The following is a 17,523-nucleotide window of genomic DNA, read 5'->3' as shown; positions in this document are numbered from 1 at the left end:
AAAGGAAGAAAAAGATGAGTAAACTAACTGTGCAAGAAATGATTTTGACCCTGCAAAAATTCTGGTCTGAAAACGGCTGTATGCTGATGCAGGCCTATGATACAGAAAAAGGGGCTGGAACCATGAGCCCATATACATTTTTACGTGCAATCGGTCCAGAACCATGGAACGCCGCTTACGTAGAACCTTCTCGCCGTCCAGCTGATGGCCGCTACGGGGAAAACCCAAATCGTTTGTATCAGCACCACCAGTTCCAAGTCGTGATGAAGCCTTCTCCTGAAAATATCCAAGAGCTTTATTTAGAAAGCCTGCGTCTTTTAGGGATCGATCCATTAGAACATGATATTCGTTTTGTCGAAGATAACTGGGAAAATCCCTCAATGGGTTGTGCAGGTCTTGGTTGGGAAGTTTGGTTAGATGGGATGGAGATCACTCAGTTTACGTACTTCCAACAAGTTGGCGGCTTAGCATGTAAGCCAGTGACATCAGAGATCACTTACGGCTTAGAACGTCTAGCATCTTATATTCAAGAAGTTGAAAGTGTCTACGATCTTGAATGGTCTGCAGGTGTCAAATATGGTGAGATTTTCCGCCAACCTGAGTATGAACATTCAAAATACTCCTTTGAAGTCAGTGACCAAGACTTGCTTTTAGGGAACTTCGATCGTTTTGAACAAGAAGCAAAACGTTGTATCGATGAACGCTTAGTTCATCCAGCTTACGACTACATCTTAAAATGCAGCCATACCTTCAATTTGTTGGATGCACGTGGCGCAGTCTCCGTCACTGAACGTGCTGGGTACCTCGCACGTATCCGTAACATGGCGCGTCAAGTAGCAAAACTATTTGTAGCAGAACGGGAAAACCTCGGTTATCCATTGCTTGATCCAGAAGTGGCGCAAAAACTGATTGAGGAGGGAAAATAAGATGGCACAAAACCTATTATTAGAAATCGGCTTAGAGGAATTACCTGCGCATGTCGTAACCCCAAGTATGAAACAATTACAAGAAAAAACGGCAGCTTTCTTAGATGCTCATGCATTGCCTTATACAACGATCGAAGCCTATTCAACACCTCGCCGCTTGGCTGTCTATGTCACCGGTATTCCTGAAAAACAAGCCGATACACAAGAAGACGTCAAAGGACCAGCGAAAAAAATCGCCTTAGACGAAGCTGGCAACTGGTCGAAAGCAGCGCAAGGATTTGTTCGGGGACAAGGATTGACAACCGATGACATCACCTTCCGTGAATTAAAAGGGGTTGAGTATGTCTATGTAACGAAACATACCCAAGGTCAAGCAACCGTTGAGGTATTGAAAGGATTGCAGGAAGTAATCACAAGTTTGACGTTCCCAGTAACGATGCACTGGGCAGATTACGATTTTGAATACATCCGACCCATTCATTGGATCGTTGCACTCTTTGGTGAGCAAGTCATTCCTTTCCAAATCCTTGATATTGCTACCGGTCGCGAGTCAAAAGGTCATCGTTTCTTAGGTGAGGCAGTCACGTTTGATCATGCGGACGAGTATTTGGAAAAAATGAAGCATCAGTTTGTCATTGCTGATCCAAGCGAACGTCAACAAATGATCACTGCACAAATCAACGAAATCGCTCAAGAAAACAACTGGCGGATCGATTTAGATGAAGACTTACTAGAAGAAGTGACAAATCTGGTTGAATACCCAACAGCGTTTGTAGGGGACTTTGAAGAAAAATATCTTTCTGTACCTGAAGAAGTGTTAGTTACTTCTATGAAAGAACATCAACGCTACTTCGATGTCCGCACCCTTGATGGAGAATTGCTGCCGCATTTCATCTCTGCCCGCAACGGGGATGCTGTGAAAATCGATAATGTTATCAAAGGAAACCAAAAAGTACTGACCGCCCGTTTAGAAGATGCTGAGTTTTTCTACAATGAGGACAAAAAGCTAACCATCGACCATTGTGTGGAAAAGCTTAAGCAAGTCACGTTCCACGAAAAAATCGGCAGTTTGTATGAAAAAATGCAGCGTGTTGGATTAGCTGCACAAATCATCGGGAAGACGGTTGGTTTAACAGAAGAAGAACTGACCGACCTTCAAAGGGCAGCTCAAATATATAAATTTGATTTAGTGACCAATATGGTAGGGGAATTCCCTGAGTTGCAAGGGATCATGGGGGAAAAATATGCCCTGATCCAAGGAGAGAAAACAGCAGTTGCCCAAGCGATTCGTGAACACTACATGCCGATCTCAGCAGAAGGCGAGCTGCCACAATCAAAAATCGGGGCTGTTTTAGCGATTGCGGATAAATTAGACAGCTTACTTGCTTTCTTCGCTGTTGATATGGTTCCAAGCGGTTCAAACGATCCTTATGCTTTACGTCGTCAAACCTACGGGATTATCCGCATCCTAGCTGAAAAACGCTGGTATTTCCCATTTGCTCAGTTACAAGAAGAGATTCGCGAAGCCATTAATGCCCAACCGGAAGTTTTTGGGATTCAACTTGCCGCAGGTCAAGAACAAGTGACTGATTTTGTGAAAGGCCGTCTGCGTCAATTCTTACTCAGCAAAAATACGCGTCATGATGTTATTGAAGCTGTTTTAGGCGCTCGTCAAGCAGATATCAGTACGTTATTTGAAACGGCTCAGATGTTAAGAGAACATCTGCAAGACACCGACTTCAAACCATCAATGGAAGCCTTGACTCGAGTCATCAATTTAGCGAAAAAAGCCGAATTGGAACAAGCAGCCATTGATCCTGCCTTGTTTGAAAACGACTCTGAAACTGCCTTGTATGAAGCGGTCTTAACAGTAGAGGACAAGTTCCCACATCAAACGATGGAAGAAAACTACCAAAGCTTAGTAGCACTGCGCCCATTGATCGAAGCTTATTTTGATCAAACAATGGTCATGGTTGAAGATGAAAATATTCGCCGCAATCGTTTTGCCTTGTTGGATAAAATCGCGAAGATGAGTTTGGCAGTGGCTAGTTTAGATGCTTTGATTACGAAATAAAGGAAGCTTGCAGTTGCACGTTTCTAAATAAAAAAAGCTGGAACTGAAAGAATCAGTTCTGGCTTTTTTCTATGTTTCTCGATTTACTTGTGTTCAGTCACAAGAAAACCGTCCTTATCGTACAATGAAAGGACGGTTTTTGGTGTTAAATTTTATAGCCTATCCCCCAAACGGTTTTGATATAAGAGGACTTCTTGTGGGTATCGTGCATTTTTTCCCGAAGGTTTCGAACGTGGACCATGATGGTATTATTGGAAGACGTGTAATATTTTTCGCCCCAAACCTCTTGAAACATTTCCTCAGAGCTTACCACTTGGCCTTTTCGCTCCATCAATAATTTTAAAATGGAAAACTCGATGGGCGTCAGGGAAAGTTCTTCTTCTTGCAAGAAACATCTTCGCTTATTGATATCTAATTCCAACTCCCTCACGATCAATTTGTTTTGATCTGATCCGTTGTATTGGGTCGAGCGACGTATCTGAGCTTTCACCCGAGCGATCACTTCCAACGGACGAAAGGGCTTCGTGATGTAATCATCGGCACCAATTGTCAAACCAGTGATCTTATCGATTTCCTCAGATTTAGCTGTCAACATAATAATTGGGTAATGATACTTTTTGCGGATGATTTTACACAGGTCAAAGCCTGTGATATCTGGCAGCATGACATCAAGAATCGCCAAAGAAAAGCTGTTTTGGTCGATCTGTGCCTGAGCTTCATTCCCATCTGCACAAGTGATGACAGAAAAATTTTCGTTTCGTAAATAAAAGGCAATCAAATCTGAAATTTCTTTTTCATCTTCAACTAAAAGTATCTTTTCCACTCGTATTGACCTTCCTTTTCAGTTAACTGACTTTCTAGTTTTTTCATGTTTATTTGTCGCTAAAGGCAATGTGACGATCATCTGAATCTCATTGTTCTTGCTAGCAGCTCGGATCGTTCCCTGATGCGCCAAAATAATTTCTTTGGCGATCGCCAATCCGAGACCTGCTCCACCTGTCTTGGTTGAACGAGCTTGATCCAGACGATAGAATTTTTCAAATAATGCCTCCAATTGTTCTTGTTCGATCGGCTCACTTTGATTCGCTAGGATAAAAGTTGCTGCTTGTTCGTCCACGGTTAGCTGCATTATGATCGTGGTTTGATCAGGCGCATAGGCAATGGCATTTTTTAACAGATTGTTTAACACTCGCGCCAACTGTTCACTATCGGCTTTTAATTTCAAGCTCTCTGGTCCAGAGTAGCAGATGGTTTGTTCTTTTTCTTTCAGCAGCGGATAGAATTCTTCTTGGATTTGCTTCAGTAAGAAGACGAAATCAAGTTCCCGTTGATACAATTGGATGTCTTGCAGATTAAAACGGGTGATGTCGAAAAATTCATTCATCAGCGTTTCCAAACGCTCAGACTTTTCTAAAGCAATCGTCAAGGATTGCGTCATTTGTTCATTGGTCAAGTTTTTCGTATCCAACAATAGGTTGAGATAGCCGATCACTGAAGCTAAGGGAGTCTTTAAGTCATGCGCCAAATAGGTGATCAAGTCCTTGGTGCGCTGTGTTTCTTCCTTTAAAAGAGCCTCATTGCGGTTCATCGAATCTTTTATTTTTAATAATTCATGATCGATCGCTAGGCTGCCCGTCGAACTTGCTTCCGATTGAGAGAAAAAGAGCTGAATTCCTTCGGCGATCCTTGCAATTTTTTTCCTTGAAACATAACGATAGATAAAATAGCAAATCAAGGTAACGGCAAAAACGAGAAAGAGGGAGAATGCCAAGAACAATTGTTTAACAGGGCGCCAGTCGACAAATGTACCAAGGATCATCCCGCCTTCGCCATCACTTGATTCCACAACTTCCTGTAAAACGAGGTTTGAAAAAAAATTATCCAGCACCATTTGAATGAGTCTCGTTTCCTTTAATAGCCATAAGGCTCCTACCAATAAGAAGAAGCCAACCAGAAAAAAGACAAATGAAGAATATTTACTACGCATGAAACAGTCCTTTCTAACTCGTTCTTGATTCTTTCTTGATTATAGCAAAGAGGAGTAGGAGCGAATAGCTAATTCTTCTTAAGAAATCTTCATATTAATAAAAAAAGAATGGAAGAATTCTATTTTCTTAAGAAATCTTCAGCAGATATTAAGAGAAACGTTCAAAACGGAAATTGATTCAATGGTTAAATAAAGGTGGTCATTCGATTAACCAATCAGGAAGGTGAGATGTTTGAGAAAGCATATGAACAAATCAAAAAAGAGTTTCATGATCATCAGTAGTTTACTGATCATCGGCAGTTCAGGCTGGACGAGTGCCTGGGGAATTGCTCGTCGTGAAGAACCTTCCATCACTCAAATAACTTTGCAAGATCTGCAACCGAGAGCAGATTTTTACTTAGTAGGAGTCGTTGAACCAGCAAGAACGGTTGAAGTCAAGGTGGATAGCTCAAGAGGATCAGTTGTTGAGAAGAAAGTAGAGGCAGGGGATCAAGTCAAAGCAGGGCAAGCTCTTTTTGTTTACTCTAACCCTGAGGGGGCTTTGGCCATTAAAGAAGCAGAACAGGCGACGGCAAATCGCTCGAGAGCTGTGGAACAAGCAAGACGGCAAACGAATCAAAAATGGGAACAATACAATAAGGTCACGAATCAGCTGGAGGAGACGAAACAAAAAATTGCCAGTGCGGAAGAAGAGGACAAAGAAGGGCTGGAAGATCGTAAAACCGATTTGGAAATGCAGCAAAGTCAATTACTGCTAGAAGCGCAAAACTTGGAAAGCAGCATTGGCGATGCCGAATTAGAGCTGGAACGGGCAGAATTAGAACTACGTTCAGTCAAAGAGCAGCATGGCTCAGACGTCGTGGAAGCCGAAATTGATGGAATCGTTAAAGACGTGGACGAACGACAAATGAATCGAAGCGCAAGTGAAGCGACTCCAGAGAATCCTTTTATGACGATCGTTGATACCAGTCGTCTCTTTTTAAAAGGGACTGTGGATGAATTTCGTCGCAATCAACTTGAGCCTGGTCAAAAAGTTGAACTTAGAGACCGTAATGGCGGCAGTCAGCGATGGACTGGAAAGATCACCCGAGTTGGGGATATGAAAGAGCCTTCGGTAGTGGTTGAAGAACAAGGCGCAAACCCTAATTTGTCGCAATTTAGTTTTGAGGTCGTTTTAGATGAAAGTGTGGAGCCACCTAGTATTGGCATCCATTGTTTTGTAGAACGCATTGAGGAAGAGCAAACCGCGATCAAGCTGCCCAAATCTTTCGTATTTTTTGAAGAAGATAGGCCCTTCATTTACGTCGTTGAGGACCATAAAATTAGTAAACTATCCGTGGAAATCATGGAAGATGAAACGGATGAAGCCATGTATCTGTTAGAAAGTGAACTGGATATGCAAGTGGCGCTCGTCTTCCCAACAGTTCGGATCCAAGAAGGAATGGATGTGAGACCAAATGATCCAACTGATTGATGTCTGCAAAACGTTCCCACAGGGCACTAGCGAGATTCACGTTTTGAAAAAAATCAACTTAACAATCAATGCTGGCGAGTTTGTTTCCATCATGGGCCGATCAGGATCAGGCAAGTCGACCTTGATGAATATTATTGGCTGTTTAGACACGCCAACAACGGGCAGCTATCTACTTGATGGTAAAAATACCAATCAAATGAGTGAAGATGAACTGTCCGAGATCCGCAATCAAAAAATCGGCTTCGTGTTTCAAAATTTTGAACTGTTGCCCAAACTATCCGTTTTACAAAATGCTGCCTTACCGCTCTTGTATGCTGGTGTCAATCAGGAAGAACGAACGACTCGAGCAATTCACGCTTTAGAAAGTGTCGGATTGAGGGATCGGATCGATTTTAGGATCAATCAGTTGTCAGGGGGGCAAAAACAACGAGTAGCGATCGCTCGGGCATTAGCAGGAGAAGCAAATGTGATCTTAGCGGATGAGCCGACGGGTTCTTTAGATACCGCTAATAGTCATGAGATCATGGCGCTATTTACTAAGCTGAATCATCTAGGAAAAACAGTGGTTTTGATTACCCACGAACAAGAAGTCGCGGACTATGCAAAGCGGCAAATCGTCATTAAAGATGGTGAAGTTGTTGAGGAGGGCACAAGATGACCGAAAATATTCGCTTAGCCATTCAAGCAATCTACCAGCATCGTTTGCGTTCCTTGTTGACGATGCTAGGAATCATTGTCGGGATTGCCTCCATCATTTCCATTGTGAGTATCATCAACGGAAATACTGAGAACATGAAAAAGCAGCTGATTGGTGGTGATACTAACTCGATGCGGATTGAATATGACGCCAGAAGTGCTTTTTTAGCGGGCGAAAGCGGCAGAAATGATCGTTTGCCTGATTACGCCCCGCAACTATCAGAAGGAGAGCTGCAAAAGCTGTTGACTATTGATCACGCCAAGAACGTTAGCTTGTTCTATGAAGCCAATCTGACAGTTTTCCAAAGAGACCAGCAAACCGATACGACAGTGCTAGGCATGGATGGCGGGTTCTTTGAAATTTTGCCCCATACGATCCTTGCTGGCAGAGCAATGACTGAAACCGAATTGCAGACACAAAAGCAAGTTGCGGTGATTACGAAAGATTTGGCGGAAATTTTTTTCTCGTATCGTGATCCTATCAATCAACTGATCGAAATCAATGGGACGCCCTTTCGCATCGTTGGCGTAGCTGTTTCTGACACGGAGCAACTGTCAGGGAAATATGTCTTCATCCCTCGAGGCAGCCAAAGTTTCGTCGAAGGAAAGCTCAACCAAAGGCCAACAGTGCTGTTTCAGGCAACGAATGCGGACATCTTAGAATCAGCAGTCGTTCAAGCCAGCCATGAATTGACCAAGAGTATTCCGCCTTCAGATTTTGTTTTTTCATCCGCAACTATGATGAAGTGCAGAAAATGACCGATGATATCAATCGATCAAATATGATTTTACTGGGGGGAATTGCTAGCATTTCCTTACTCGTCGGTGGGATCGGTGTAATGAATACGATGCTGGTCAGTGTGACAGAGCGTACCAGAGAGATCGGTTTGAAGAAAGCATTGGGTGCCAAACGTAAAGTGATTTTGCAGCAATTTTTGACTGAAGCAATCGTTTTATCGGTGATCGGGGGGCTGATTGGCATCATCGTCGGTCTGTTGATCAGTCTGATCGCTTTGCGTCTGTTAGAGTATCCGATGACGATCTCATTGTTATCCATTTTGATCAGTGTGTCATTTTCAATGCTGATCGGTACTATTTTTGGTTACTTACCCGCTTATAAAGCGTCGAAATTAAAACCGATCGAAGCATTACGCTATGAATAAAAGGAAGGTGTTTTTTAAGATAAAAAAACAAACAGCAATTATCTTGTTTGTGGCATTACTTAGTGGTTGTGGTGTTGCTGCGAATGACCCACAGACAAACAACGACAACGTACCGATCAACAACCAAATCAATACGCCGCAAACGCAAACAAGTCAAAGTGGAGACGAGACCCAAAATAATCACGATCAAACCGATCAGACAAAAGCGCAACAAGTGACTCAGACAGATGCAGAGCGAGCGAATGAGGAATTGGCACAAGCAGATGAAACGGGCACACTCATTCTTATTGATGGTGATCGTTTTGAGATGGAGTTGACGAACATTTCTCAAGGAACAGGGGAAGACGGCGAAGTCTTTGATATGGCGATCGCATCTGAGGAAAGATTATCCTTTACGATTACTAGCGAGACTGAGATAAAAGTAATTCTATATGATGCACAATCACATAATTCTCGAATTGTGGAGGGGTCACGTGCAGATCTGCAGCTTGAACGATCGGAAAGTCTGTATGGGCAGCGAGTAGGGGACACCTTTATTGCCACGAAAGTCCTCGTCTTACAAATCAATTAATCGTTATGCTTAAAAGACAACGAAAACAACATTCGCCTGACAGATCATAAGATGAGTTGTCAGGCGAATGTTTATTTGCGGGTCAATTTTACTACCACTTCACAGCGGGCGGTTTGTGGAAACATATCTACTGATTGCAGATATTCTACGTGAAACACTTTGGCTAGTTGGACTAAGTCTCTTGCTAAAGTAGAAACATTACAAGATATATAGACCATCTTCTTCGGTGGCTGTTTCAGCAAAGCTTTCAATAATCGTTCATCCAAGCCCGTCCTTGGCGGATCAACAATGATGCTATCAGGTCTGAAGCCTTCATTGAACCATTTTGGTAAGAGCTCCTCAGCAGTCCCCGTTTCATAATGGGTATTTTGGGCACCAATGCGGCGCGCATTTTCTTGGGCATTTTCAATTGCTTGAGGAATAATGTCCATACCGCGGACTTCTTTGGCATAAGGAGCCACGCTCAACCCAATCGTTCCCACGCCGCAGTAGGCATCAACGACTGTTTCATTTTTGCTCAAGTCAAGGGCTTTTAACCCTTCTTGATACAAGACGCTGGTTTGCTGCGGATTCAGCTGGAAGAATGCGCGGGCGGACAAGTCGAAGGTCAGTTCATTCAACCGTTCTTCGATTGCTTCTTTGCCCCAAAGATGAATCGTTTCCTCTCCCATGACGACGGATGTTTTTTTGTTTTGCACATTTTGCATGATGGAAACGACTTGCGGCAAGCGCTGATTGATTTCGCGAATCAGCGCATTTTTTTGCGGCAGTTTGACAGAATTGGTAATGAACACGACTTGGACTTCGCCAGTCGCGATCCCGATACGAACCATCAATGTTCGTAGAATACCGCTGTTTTTGCGTTCATCGTAAATGGGGATCTGGTATTTATTCAACAACTGGACGATGCCGTTGATCACTTTTTGCGTATCTTGTTCTTGTACGAGGCAATCATCAATGGCGACTAAGCGATGGGTCTCCATTTCGTATAAACCCGCTTCGATACGTTTGGTTTGACTGTTGTAACGCAATTGAAATTGCGCTTTGTTGCGGTAATGCCACGGAACACCCATGCCTAAAGTATCCCTTAGTTCAAACTGTTGGTAGCCATTTGGCTTAAATTTTTCAAGTGCTTGTTTCAAGAGGTCTTTTTTGAAATCTAATTGTTTATCGTAGACTAAATGTTGCAATTGGCAGCCGCCGCACCGGTCGTAAAACTTGCACGGTGGTTGGATGCGATCGCTGCTTGGCTTGACGATTTTGGTCATCTTGGCTTCAGCAAAGCGGGGAGATGCTTTGGTGACTTCGGCAATGACCTGTTCCCCCGGTAGAACACGGGGAACAAAGATGATCAGCTTTTTGTAATACCCGATGCCTTCTCCGTTGATCCCTAAGCGTTTGATCGTTAGTTGTAATTTTTGTCCAAGCTGGACTTGTGTATTTGCCATGTGAACTCCTTAAATAAAATAGTCAGTTCATTTTACCACATTTTTTCAGCTTGATTAGAAGGAATTTCATCGTAGTTGTGGTAAAATAGAATGTACGTTCGCGAGGTGAAGAAGATGAATACAATTATTCGTATCAATAAAGGAAAAGGACCCTTTTATGAGGTGGCGACATCAGAAGGTGAAACGCTGCGGGTCTCAGAAGATCTTTTGGTCCGTTTTCGGCTATTAAAAGGCAAGGAACTGAGTGAAGAAGAATTAAAAGAAATCAAAAAAAGTGCGGGGTTTGATTCAGGATTGCAGCAAGCCATGAACTATATCAGCTATCAGCTGCGTTCTGAAATGGAAGTCCGTACCTATTTGAAAGACAAAGAAATCGAAAAACAAGACCGAGACTTAGTCGTTGAACGTCTGAAAGAGCTGAATTTGATCGATGACAAAAACTACGGAGAGAGCTACATACGCACCCAAGTCCGTATGAGTGATAAAGGACCCGTAGTCATCAGTCAGCAATTGAGAAAAAAAGGCTTGAAAGATCCCGTGATTCAAGAAGTACTGCCTTTGTATACCGAGGAAATGCAATTTGAAGTCGGTTATCATACGGCTGAAAAAGCGATGCGTCGTTTTCACAATAAAAGCCATAAAGAAATGATCCAAAAGATAAAAATGCATTTGATGCAAAAAGGTTTTCATCAAGGAGTCATTCAAATGATTTTGAATGAATTACCGATGGAAAAAGATGAGGACCAAGAAAATGAAGCGCTCCAAAGAGAAGGTGCTCGACTTATGCGGCGGCATCAACGTTTGCCCTTGATGAAACGAAAAATGAAAATCAAGCAAGGCCTTTATCAAAAAGGGTTTGCCATCGATGATATACAACGATTCTTAGATGAGGAAGTAATGGATGAGTAAGCAATGGGAAGCTTGGGATGAAGAAAAAATCGAGACGTTCCAAGAAACATTTTTAACTTGGTATCATAAAGAAAAACGCAATCTGCCCTGGCGAGCGACCAACGATCCGTATGCAATCTGGATCTCAGAGATCATGCTTCAACAAACACGAGTGGAAACAGTGATTGGCTATTTTTACCGTTTTATGGAGCAATTCCCAACGATCCAGGACTTGGCTGAAGCTGAAGAACAAAAGCTGTTAAAGGTTTGGGAAGGTCTAGGTTATTACTCTCGTGCGCGCAATCTGAAGGCGGCTGCCCAGCAAATCGTGGCAGAATTCGACGGGAAAATGCCCAATTCAATTGAGGAGATTCGTTCACTAAAAGGAATTGGTCCCTATACAGCTGGTGCTATCGGCAGTATTGCTTTTGGCTTACCAGAACCGGCGATCGATGGAAATGTGATGCGGGTCGTCAGTCGGTTATTTTGTATCGAAGCAGATATTGCGAAAGCTAGCAGCCGAAGACCATTCGACGAGGCGATGAGAACGATCATTTCCCCCGATGAACCCGGTGAGTTTAATCAAGCCTTGATGGATCTTGGCTCACGAATCTGTACACCCACCACACCGAAATGTGAAGAGTGTCCCATCAGCCAGTACTGTCTTGCTTATGCAGAGAATCGACAAACAGACTTTCCAGTGAAATCGAAAAAAGCCAAGCCCAAGGATGTCTACTACATCGCAGGCGCCATCGAAGATCAAGGCTCGTTTCTACTTGTGCAGCGACCTGAAACAGGCTTATTGGCCTCTATGTGGCATTTCCCGTTGGTAGAAGTAACGAAAGAACAATATGAGGCTTTGCAGCGGACATGGGCAAAAGAGGAGCAGTTGCAGTTAGATTTGATTGCCGAAGATGATGCACTCGAGATTTTTCCTGATCTGCCTGTCGTTTGGCAAAAACGACATTTTGGTGAGATCACGCATATCTTTAGTCATTTGAAATGGCATGTCCTTTTATTTTATGGCAGAAAACGGGGAGAGCTCACGTTACAAGACAGCCAATGGGCTGCCAAAGAGTCCTTTCAAAACTATGTTTTTCCAAAACCTCAGCAGAAATTAGTCGAGCAATTAAAGAAATATCAGAAACTCGATAAAGATTTCTAGGCAAAGCTTTCTTTTATTGCTATAATATTAACGATGTCGGTGTAATGAACACCCAAACAAAACGCAAGTTTTCTTGCTGAGGGAAGGGTTGCTATGCGAGTTCCAAAAGAAGGAGAGTTTGTCAGCATTCAAAGCTACAAACATGACGGCAATTTGCATCGAACGTGGCGGGATACGATGGTCTTAAAGACCAGTGAATTCTCAGTGATAGGGGTCAACGATCATACACTAGTGACCGAATCAGATGGAAGACGCTGGGTTACCCGTGAACCAGCAATTGTATATTTTCATAAAAAATACTGGTTTAATGTTATTGCAATGATTCGAGAGAAGGGGGTTTCCTATTATTGTAATCTTGCTTCACCGTATTTACTTGATGAAGAGGCATTGAAATATATCGATTATGACCTTGATATCAAAGTATTTCCTGATGGCGAGAAACGTTTACTAGATGTGGATGAGTATGAATTGCACAGTAAGATTATGCAATATCCGCAAGACATTGATTTTATCTTGAAAGAAAATGTCAAAATTTTAGTAGATTGGATCAATAATGGCAAAGGACCCTTTTCGCAAGGGTATGTGGACATTTGGTATGATCGCTACAAGCAGTTGTCTCAAAAATAAGTAAAATGGGTCGGATCGCTCATTTTTCCCAAGAAACTTCAACCAAATTGGTTGGAGTTTTTTTGTGTCTCTAAAGGAATGCTTCCATCAGCAGGCTTTAAGTTCCGTTTAAGCTGATAGTCCCATGATAAAGAGACTAAGAAAATAAGTGGGGGAAGCACATGAAGAAAAAAGGGAAGCTTGTTATCGGGACCACCATGATTCTGCTTTTTGCAGCGGGGTTTGCTGTGTTGAGAAATGACCAATCCGCTCGGGAGGAGAGTCAAGAAAGTACTTCTCAAACTGAGCCTAACGCTCAAACAGAAGAGACCGCTCAGACTGTCAGTATGGTCCGAATTTATGTAGATCCCTCAGAATACGATGCAGCGGTTGAAAGTGAGAACGATTATGTATCGATCTATCAGACAACAAGTCAAGAGACAGTCATTGGGAAAATCCATCGAGGAAGTTGGGCAACCTTCATCAGTCAAACAGAAGAGATGGTTGAAATTCAAACAGATGATGGGGTAACAGGTTACATTGAAAAGCAATCAGCATCGATTCAAGAAGTCGCGCTTTCGGCAGTACCAAAAGATTTATCGAACTTCAAAGTCGTCCTTGATGCAGGTCACGGCGGCGAAGATTCTGGGGCACTTTCGACGGATCAAACGATCATGGAAAAAGATTTGACGTTAGCAACGGTCCAAACGATCGGCGAAGCACTGACCAAAGCAGGTATTCAAGTCAGTTATACACGCACCGAAGATCGTTATCTCTCGCTGTCAGATATTACCGCTGCTTCTCTTTCAGAAGAACCAGATCTATTTATCAGCATTCATTACGATAATTCAGAAATACCAAACAGCAATCAAGGACTGACAACATACTATTACTATACTGGGGCAAAAGAGATGGCAGAAACGATCACTGCCAATTTGAGTTCCTCGGTGGCATTGAGTTCCAACGGTACCCGTTTTGGTAACTATTATGTGTTGCGAGAACAATATATTCCAGCAGTTTTATTGGAGTTAGGCTATTTGAACAGTGACACCGATCTGTCAGTGATCACGAGTGACGGCTATGATCAAAAGGTGGCGCAAGCGTTGCTGGCAGCGATTAAAGAGATCGTGGAAGCAGAGGAATAAAAAAACAGCGACCACAAAACAGAGGAAGGATCTGTTTTATGGTCGCTGTTTTAAGTAATCACTTCTCGTTAAAGGTTTTGCTCATTTTGATATGGGGCATATCCGCGTCTAAAAAGACATCGCCTTCAGGCTGATAGCCTAACTTCAAGTAAAACTCTTTGGCGGTTAATTGAGCGCCTAAAGTGACCTTTTTGACTCCTTGTTTTTGAATGAAGGCTTCCGCACCTTCGATCAGTTGTCTGCCGTAACCTGAACCACGATGAGCAGCGGGGACTGCCATTCGCTGCAACTTCACTTCATGATCAGAGATAGGTAAGAAACGCAAGGTTGCGACTGCTTCATTATCATCGTCATATAAGACGAAGTGGACTGCCAATGCTTCATTTTCATCTACTTCCAATGCTAATGGAACACCTTGCTCTTTCACGAACACTTGATTTCGTATTTTCAATGACGCCAAATAAATGTCACTTAGCGTATCTTTTGTTTGTGCGATATGCATAAAAAACTCACCTCAGCTAATATTTCTCCGTTATTTTTAATAGTATACCACTTTTTTTACAAATTTCTTTTGTTTGCGGCTAAAGTCGCAAGCTTTTTTTTTCAAAATCATCTATAATGTTATAAAAAAGGGAGGGAATCTTTTGTTCGACAAATTTAAACAATCAAAACTGTTCTTTTGGTCTTTGGAAGCATTGGTTTTAGTGACACTTGTATTTGTGTTAAGCAAAGTCAATTTTCTATTTGCACCGATCGGCACGTTTTTTTCTACTTTATTTGCACCAGTATTGATTGCTGGCTTTCTCTATTATCTGCTAAATCCAATCGTCTTATTTTTGATGAAGACCACCAAAATAAAACGGCTGTTCGCTGTCATACTCGTTCTGTTGTTATTAGTAGCAGCCATCATCTTGATTTTCGTCAGTGTTATTCCTAATTTGGTGAGTCAGATTTCTTCATTGGCAGAAAATATTCCAACATTTGCCAAGAATATGGAGAGCTGGATCTCAAGAATCGCAGATGATCCATTCTTCAAACAAATCGATATCGCCCAGCAATTAGAAAACCTAAATCTTTCTTACGGCTCATTGCTACAGCAGTTTCTTAGTGGATTATCCACCAGTTTAGGATCGATCGTCAGTACGATCGCTTCCGCAACAATGATCATCGTGACCGTACCTTTTATCTTGTTTTACATGCTGAAGGATGGGGAAAAGCTGGTTCCTAATCTGAAAACTGTCTTTCCAGAAAGAAGACGAGAGCAGATCGTTGGCTTGCTGGGCGACCTAAACAAAACATTGTCCAACTACATCAGTGGGCAAGCGATCGAATGTATCTTTGTTGGTACCTTCACCTTCATCGGTTACTGGATGATTGGCGTCAATTATGCCTTTTTATTCGGTGTGATCGCAGGGGTTACGAACTTGATCCCATATTTAGGTCCTTATCTTGGCTTGATTCCGGCGGTATTAGTGACGGTCTTTGATGAACCTTTCCGAGCGCTACTATGCTGTATCGTGGTTCTGATCGTCCAACAATTAGATGGGAATGTAATTTACCCGAATGTGATCGGCAAATCATTGGCGATCCATCCGTTAACGATCATTTTAGTCTTATTAGTTGCTGGTAATCTAGCTGGCTTATTAGGAATTTTCTTAGGTGTGCCATTTTATGCGATTTGCCGAACGATTGTCGTCTTTATTGTTCGCCTAATCAAAGATGACAAAATTAAGAAAAATCAGGAACGGTTGATTGAATAATCAATGACTGGTGTTTTTTATTGCAAAGAAAAAAACTTTGTGATAGGATTTTATCGTGGGCTAAGCCCACGATTTTTTTTAGAAAATGAAAAAATAAGGAGAGAATGCTATTATGAATGCTGACCCCGAGAGTCAGTCGCTTCTAGCGCAAATTTTATTATTGATCGTTTTGACATTGATCAACGCTTTTCTAGCGGCCTCTGAGATCGCAGTCGTCTCAGTCAACAAAAACCGTGTGGAGCAAAAAGCGGAAGAAGGAAATGTCAAATCACAAAAATTATTGAAAATCATTGATAATCCAACAAATTTCTTGTCAACGATCCAAGTTGGGATTACCTTGGTGAATATTTTATCTGGGGCATCTCTGGCAGATACCTTGTCGACCCGTTTGGCACCTTTATTAGGTGGGGGAACAGCAGCTAAAAGCTTAGCGAATATTATCGTTTTAGCGATCTTGACGTATGTGTCGATCGTTTTTGGTGAGTTGTATCCAAAACGGATCGCCATGAACAAATCAGAAGAAGTTGCCCAGTTCACTTCTGGTGTCATTCGAACGATCGGGATTATTGCCAAACCTTTCGTCTGGTTCTTATCTGCTTCGACAAGTTTATTGGCGCGCATCACTCCAATGGAATTTGACGATGAAGACACGAAGATGACCCGTGATGAAATGCGGTATATGTTGGAAACAGAAGGGGTCTTTGAAGAAGATGAATTAGAGATGCTGCAAGGGATCTTTTCATTAGACACGAAAGTCGCCCGGGAAGTCATGGTTCCTAGAACCTCAGCCTTTATGGTGGACATCAATGACTCAGTAGAAGAAATTTTGACTGAAATTTTAGCAGAAAATTATTCTCGTATTCCTGTATATAATGAAGATAAAGATAAAGTCGTAGGGATTCTACATACCAAAAATCTATTGAAGTGTGCGTACAAATACGGCTTTGATACGATGGACATCAAACAAATTCTACAAGAACCATTGTTTGTGCCAGAAACGGTCTTTATCGATGATTTGCTTTATGAATTAAAGAAAACCCAAAACCAAATGGCGATTTTGCTTGATGAATATGGCGGCGTCGTTGGGTTGGTTACACTAGAAGACTTGCTAGAAGAAATCGTCGGCGAGATCGATGATGAATCAGATGAAGTCGAAGAGCTTTATGAGAAAATCTCTGATAAAGAATATGTCATTCAAGGCCGCATGTTGATCGATGATTTTAATGAAGCCTTCAACATGAGCTTGCATATGAGTGATGTGGATACGATGGCGGGATATTTGATCACTGCTTTAGGATTGATCCCTGATGAAGGCGAAAAGCTATCCTTTGAAGTGGACAACGTAAAGCTGATCTCTGAAGAAATGGAAGGCTCACGGGTCTTGAAGATTCGGGTGATCTTCCACGACCCTGAAGACGGCGAAGTGGAACCGGAGGAAGAACGCCGCTATTTCCGCAAAGATTTTGATGAAGACGAGCCGCGCCGTTAAAGCTCCGTATAAATGAAGTGAGGAAGACCAAGGCATTTGCTTTGGTCTTTTTTGTTCCTTTTTTACTTATTCCCCTTGATTTGTTTGTAAGAAACGGTTACGATAAATCTAATCAATAATACAGTTTAAAA

Annotated in this window: 17 protein-coding genes; 13 read left to right on the top strand and 4 right to left on the bottom strand. The window is 42.3% G+C overall.

Annotation, left to right across the window (positions count from 1 at the left end):
* Window positions 1-14: 14 nt before the first annotated feature.
* Together glyQ and glyS are read left to right on the top strand one after the other, a co-directional pair.
* Window positions 15-926: a glycine--tRNA ligase subunit alpha gene (gene glyQ / locus CO692_RS17305; RefSeq protein WP_077454407.1), complete on the top strand. Its 912-nt coding sequence runs from the start codon at window positions 15-17 to the stop codon at window positions 924-926.
* A 1-nt stretch (window position 927) separates the two neighbouring features.
* Complete coding sequence (gene glyS, locus CO692_RS17300) at window positions 928-3,000, top strand: glycine--tRNA ligase subunit beta (protein WP_096742832.1); 2,073 nt, start codon at window positions 928-930, stop codon at window positions 2,998-3,000.
* A 145-nt stretch (window positions 3,001-3,145) separates the two neighbouring features.
* Here the strand turns inward: glyS and CO692_RS17295 are convergent, their stop codons facing one another.
* Together CO692_RS17295 and CO692_RS17290 are read right to left on the bottom strand one after the other, a co-directional pair.
* On the bottom strand, window positions 3,146-3,823 hold the full coding sequence (locus tag CO692_RS17295) for a response regulator transcription factor (RefSeq protein WP_096742831.1): 678 nt from the start codon (window positions 3,821-3,823) through the stop codon (window positions 3,146-3,148).
* A gap of 18 nt (window positions 3,824-3,841) precedes the next feature.
* Complete coding sequence (locus tag CO692_RS17290; RefSeq protein WP_096742830.1) at window positions 3,842-4,987, bottom strand: sensor histidine kinase; 1,146 nt, start codon at window positions 4,985-4,987, stop codon at window positions 3,842-3,844.
* Window positions 4,988-5,231: 244 nt separating this feature from the next.
* On the opposite strand from CO692_RS17290, the gene CO692_RS17285 reads away from it, so the two are divergent.
* The 5 genes from CO692_RS17285 to CO692_RS17270 are packed head-to-tail and all read left to right on the top strand — an operon-like array spanning window position 5,232 to window position 8,891.
* Entirely contained in the window at window positions 5,232-6,461 is a 1,230-nt protein-coding gene (locus tag CO692_RS17285) for an efflux RND transporter periplasmic adaptor subunit (RefSeq protein WP_096742829.1), read from the top strand.
* Window positions 6,445-7,119, top strand: a complete 675-nt coding sequence (locus tag CO692_RS17280; protein WP_096742828.1) for an ABC transporter ATP-binding protein — start codon at window positions 6,445-6,447, stop codon at window positions 7,117-7,119. The genes CO692_RS17285 and CO692_RS17280 overlap by 17 nt, the downstream gene beginning before the upstream one ends.
* Window positions 7,116-7,916 carry an ABC transporter permease gene (locus CO692_RS17275; RefSeq protein ID WP_396108714.1) on the top strand — a complete coding sequence of 267 codons (801 nt, stop codon included), beginning with the start codon at window positions 7,116-7,118 and terminating at the stop codon, window positions 7,914-7,916. Before CO692_RS17280 ends, CO692_RS17275 begins: the two co-directional genes overlap by 4 nt.
* The gene (locus CO692_RS18165) at window positions 7,913-8,320 is read left to right on the top strand and encodes an ABC transporter permease (protein ID WP_396108711.1); all 408 of its coding nucleotides are present in this window, start codon (window positions 7,913-7,915) and stop codon (window positions 8,318-8,320) included. Before CO692_RS17275 ends, CO692_RS18165 begins: the two co-directional genes overlap by 4 nt.
* A complete protein-coding gene (locus CO692_RS17270; protein WP_096742827.1) occupies window positions 8,313-8,891 on the top strand; it encodes a hypothetical protein in 579 nt (192 codons plus the stop codon). Before CO692_RS18165 ends, CO692_RS17270 begins: the two co-directional genes overlap by 8 nt.
* A gap of 71 nt (window positions 8,892-8,962) precedes the next feature.
* Here CO692_RS17270 and rlmD read toward each other — a convergent pair whose 3' ends face one another.
* Entirely contained in the window at window positions 8,963-10,339 is a 1,377-nt protein-coding gene (gene rlmD, locus CO692_RS17265; RefSeq protein WP_096742826.1) for a 23S rRNA (uracil(1939)-C(5))-methyltransferase RlmD, read from the bottom strand.
* A gap of 114 nt (window positions 10,340-10,453) precedes the next feature.
* Between rlmD and recX the strand changes: the two genes are divergently transcribed.
* The 4 genes from recX to CO692_RS17245 all read left to right on the top strand — a co-directional run bounded on the left by recX (window position 10,454) and on the right by CO692_RS17245 (window position 14,143).
* Window positions 10,454-11,248, top strand: coding sequence for a recombination regulator RecX (recX, locus tag CO692_RS17260; RefSeq protein WP_192940715.1), 795 nt, complete (start codon window positions 10,454-10,456; stop codon window positions 11,246-11,248).
* Window positions 11,241-12,392, top strand: coding sequence for an A/G-specific adenine glycosylase (gene mutY, locus CO692_RS17255; RefSeq protein ID WP_096742824.1), 1,152 nt, complete (start codon window positions 11,241-11,243; stop codon window positions 12,390-12,392). Before recX ends, mutY begins: the two co-directional genes overlap by 8 nt.
* A gap of 93 nt (window positions 12,393-12,485) precedes the next feature.
* On the top strand, window positions 12,486-13,019 hold the full coding sequence (locus CO692_RS17250) for a DUF402 domain-containing protein (RefSeq protein ID WP_005225863.1): 534 nt from the start codon (window positions 12,486-12,488) through the stop codon (window positions 13,017-13,019).
* A gap of 161 nt (window positions 13,020-13,180) precedes the next feature.
* A complete protein-coding gene (locus CO692_RS17245) occupies window positions 13,181-14,143 on the top strand; it encodes an N-acetylmuramoyl-L-alanine amidase (protein WP_096742823.1) in 963 nt (320 codons plus the stop codon).
* A 58-nt stretch (window positions 14,144-14,201) separates the two neighbouring features.
* Here the strand turns inward: CO692_RS17245 and CO692_RS17240 are convergent, their stop codons facing one another.
* Complete coding sequence (locus CO692_RS17240) at window positions 14,202-14,645, bottom strand: GNAT family N-acetyltransferase (RefSeq protein ID WP_081118119.1); 444 nt, start codon at window positions 14,643-14,645, stop codon at window positions 14,202-14,204.
* 142 nt (window positions 14,646-14,787) lie between these two features.
* On the opposite strand from CO692_RS17240, the gene CO692_RS17235 reads away from it, so the two are divergent.
* Window positions 14,788-15,903 (top strand): AI-2E family transporter, encoded by a 1,116-nt coding sequence (locus CO692_RS17235; protein WP_077454400.1) that lies wholly within the window; start codon window positions 14,788-14,790, stop codon window positions 15,901-15,903.
* A gap of 112 nt (window positions 15,904-16,015) precedes the next feature.
* On the top strand, window positions 16,016-17,392 hold the full coding sequence (locus tag CO692_RS17230) for a hemolysin family protein (RefSeq protein WP_096742822.1): 1,377 nt from the start codon (window positions 16,016-16,018) through the stop codon (window positions 17,390-17,392).
* The last annotated feature ends 131 nt before the right edge of the window (window positions 17,393-17,523 follow it).

Origin of the sequence: Enterococcus sp. FDAARGOS_375 (assembly GCF_002393265.1) — a bacterium.
Classification (GTDB): domain Bacteria; phylum Bacillota; class Bacilli; order Lactobacillales; family Enterococcaceae; genus Enterococcus_D; species Enterococcus_D innesii.
This window is presented reverse-complemented; position numbering and strand designations above follow the sequence as displayed.

Coding starts and splice junctions, on each gene's coding strand:
- glyS (WP_096742832.1), top strand. CDS start 928: ATGGCACAAAACCTATTATTAGAAATCGGCTTAGAGGAATTACCTGCG.
- CO692_RS17245 (WP_096742823.1), top strand. CDS start 13,181: ATGAAGAAAAAAGGGAAGCTTGTTATCGGGACCACCATGATTCTGCTT.
- CO692_RS18165 (WP_396108711.1), top strand. CDS start 7,913: ATGACCGATGATATCAATCGATCAAATATGATTTTACTGGGGGGAATT.
- mutY (WP_096742824.1), top strand. CDS start 11,241: ATGAGTAAGCAATGGGAAGCTTGGGATGAAGAAAAAATCGAGACGTTC.
- CO692_RS17290 (WP_096742830.1), bottom strand. CDS start 4,987: ATGCGTAGTAAATATTCTTCATTTGTCTTTTTTCTGGTTGGCTTCTTC.
- CO692_RS17280 (WP_096742828.1), top strand. CDS start 6,445: ATGATCCAACTGATTGATGTCTGCAAAACGTTCCCACAGGGCACTAGC.
- CO692_RS17270 (WP_096742827.1), top strand. CDS start 8,313: ATGAATAAAAGGAAGGTGTTTTTTAAGATAAAAAAACAAACAGCAATT.
- CO692_RS17285 (WP_096742829.1), top strand. CDS start 5,232: ATGAACAAATCAAAAAAGAGTTTCATGATCATCAGTAGTTTACTGATC.
- rlmD (WP_096742826.1), bottom strand. CDS start 10,339: ATGGCAAATACACAAGTCCAGCTTGGACAAAAATTACAACTAACGATC.
- CO692_RS17230 (WP_096742822.1), top strand. CDS start 16,016: ATGAATGCTGACCCCGAGAGTCAGTCGCTTCTAGCGCAAATTTTATTA.
- CO692_RS17250 (WP_005225863.1), top strand. CDS start 12,486: ATGCGAGTTCCAAAAGAAGGAGAGTTTGTCAGCATTCAAAGCTACAAA.
- recX (WP_192940715.1), top strand. CDS start 10,454: ATGAATACAATTATTCGTATCAATAAAGGAAAAGGACCCTTTTATGAG.
- glyQ (WP_077454407.1), top strand. CDS start 15: ATGAGTAAACTAACTGTGCAAGAAATGATTTTGACCCTGCAAAAATTC.
- CO692_RS17240 (WP_081118119.1), bottom strand. CDS start 14,645: ATGCATATCGCACAAACAAAAGATACGCTAAGTGACATTTATTTGGCG.
- CO692_RS17275 (WP_396108714.1), top strand. CDS start 7,116: ATGACCGAAAATATTCGCTTAGCCATTCAAGCAATCTACCAGCATCGT.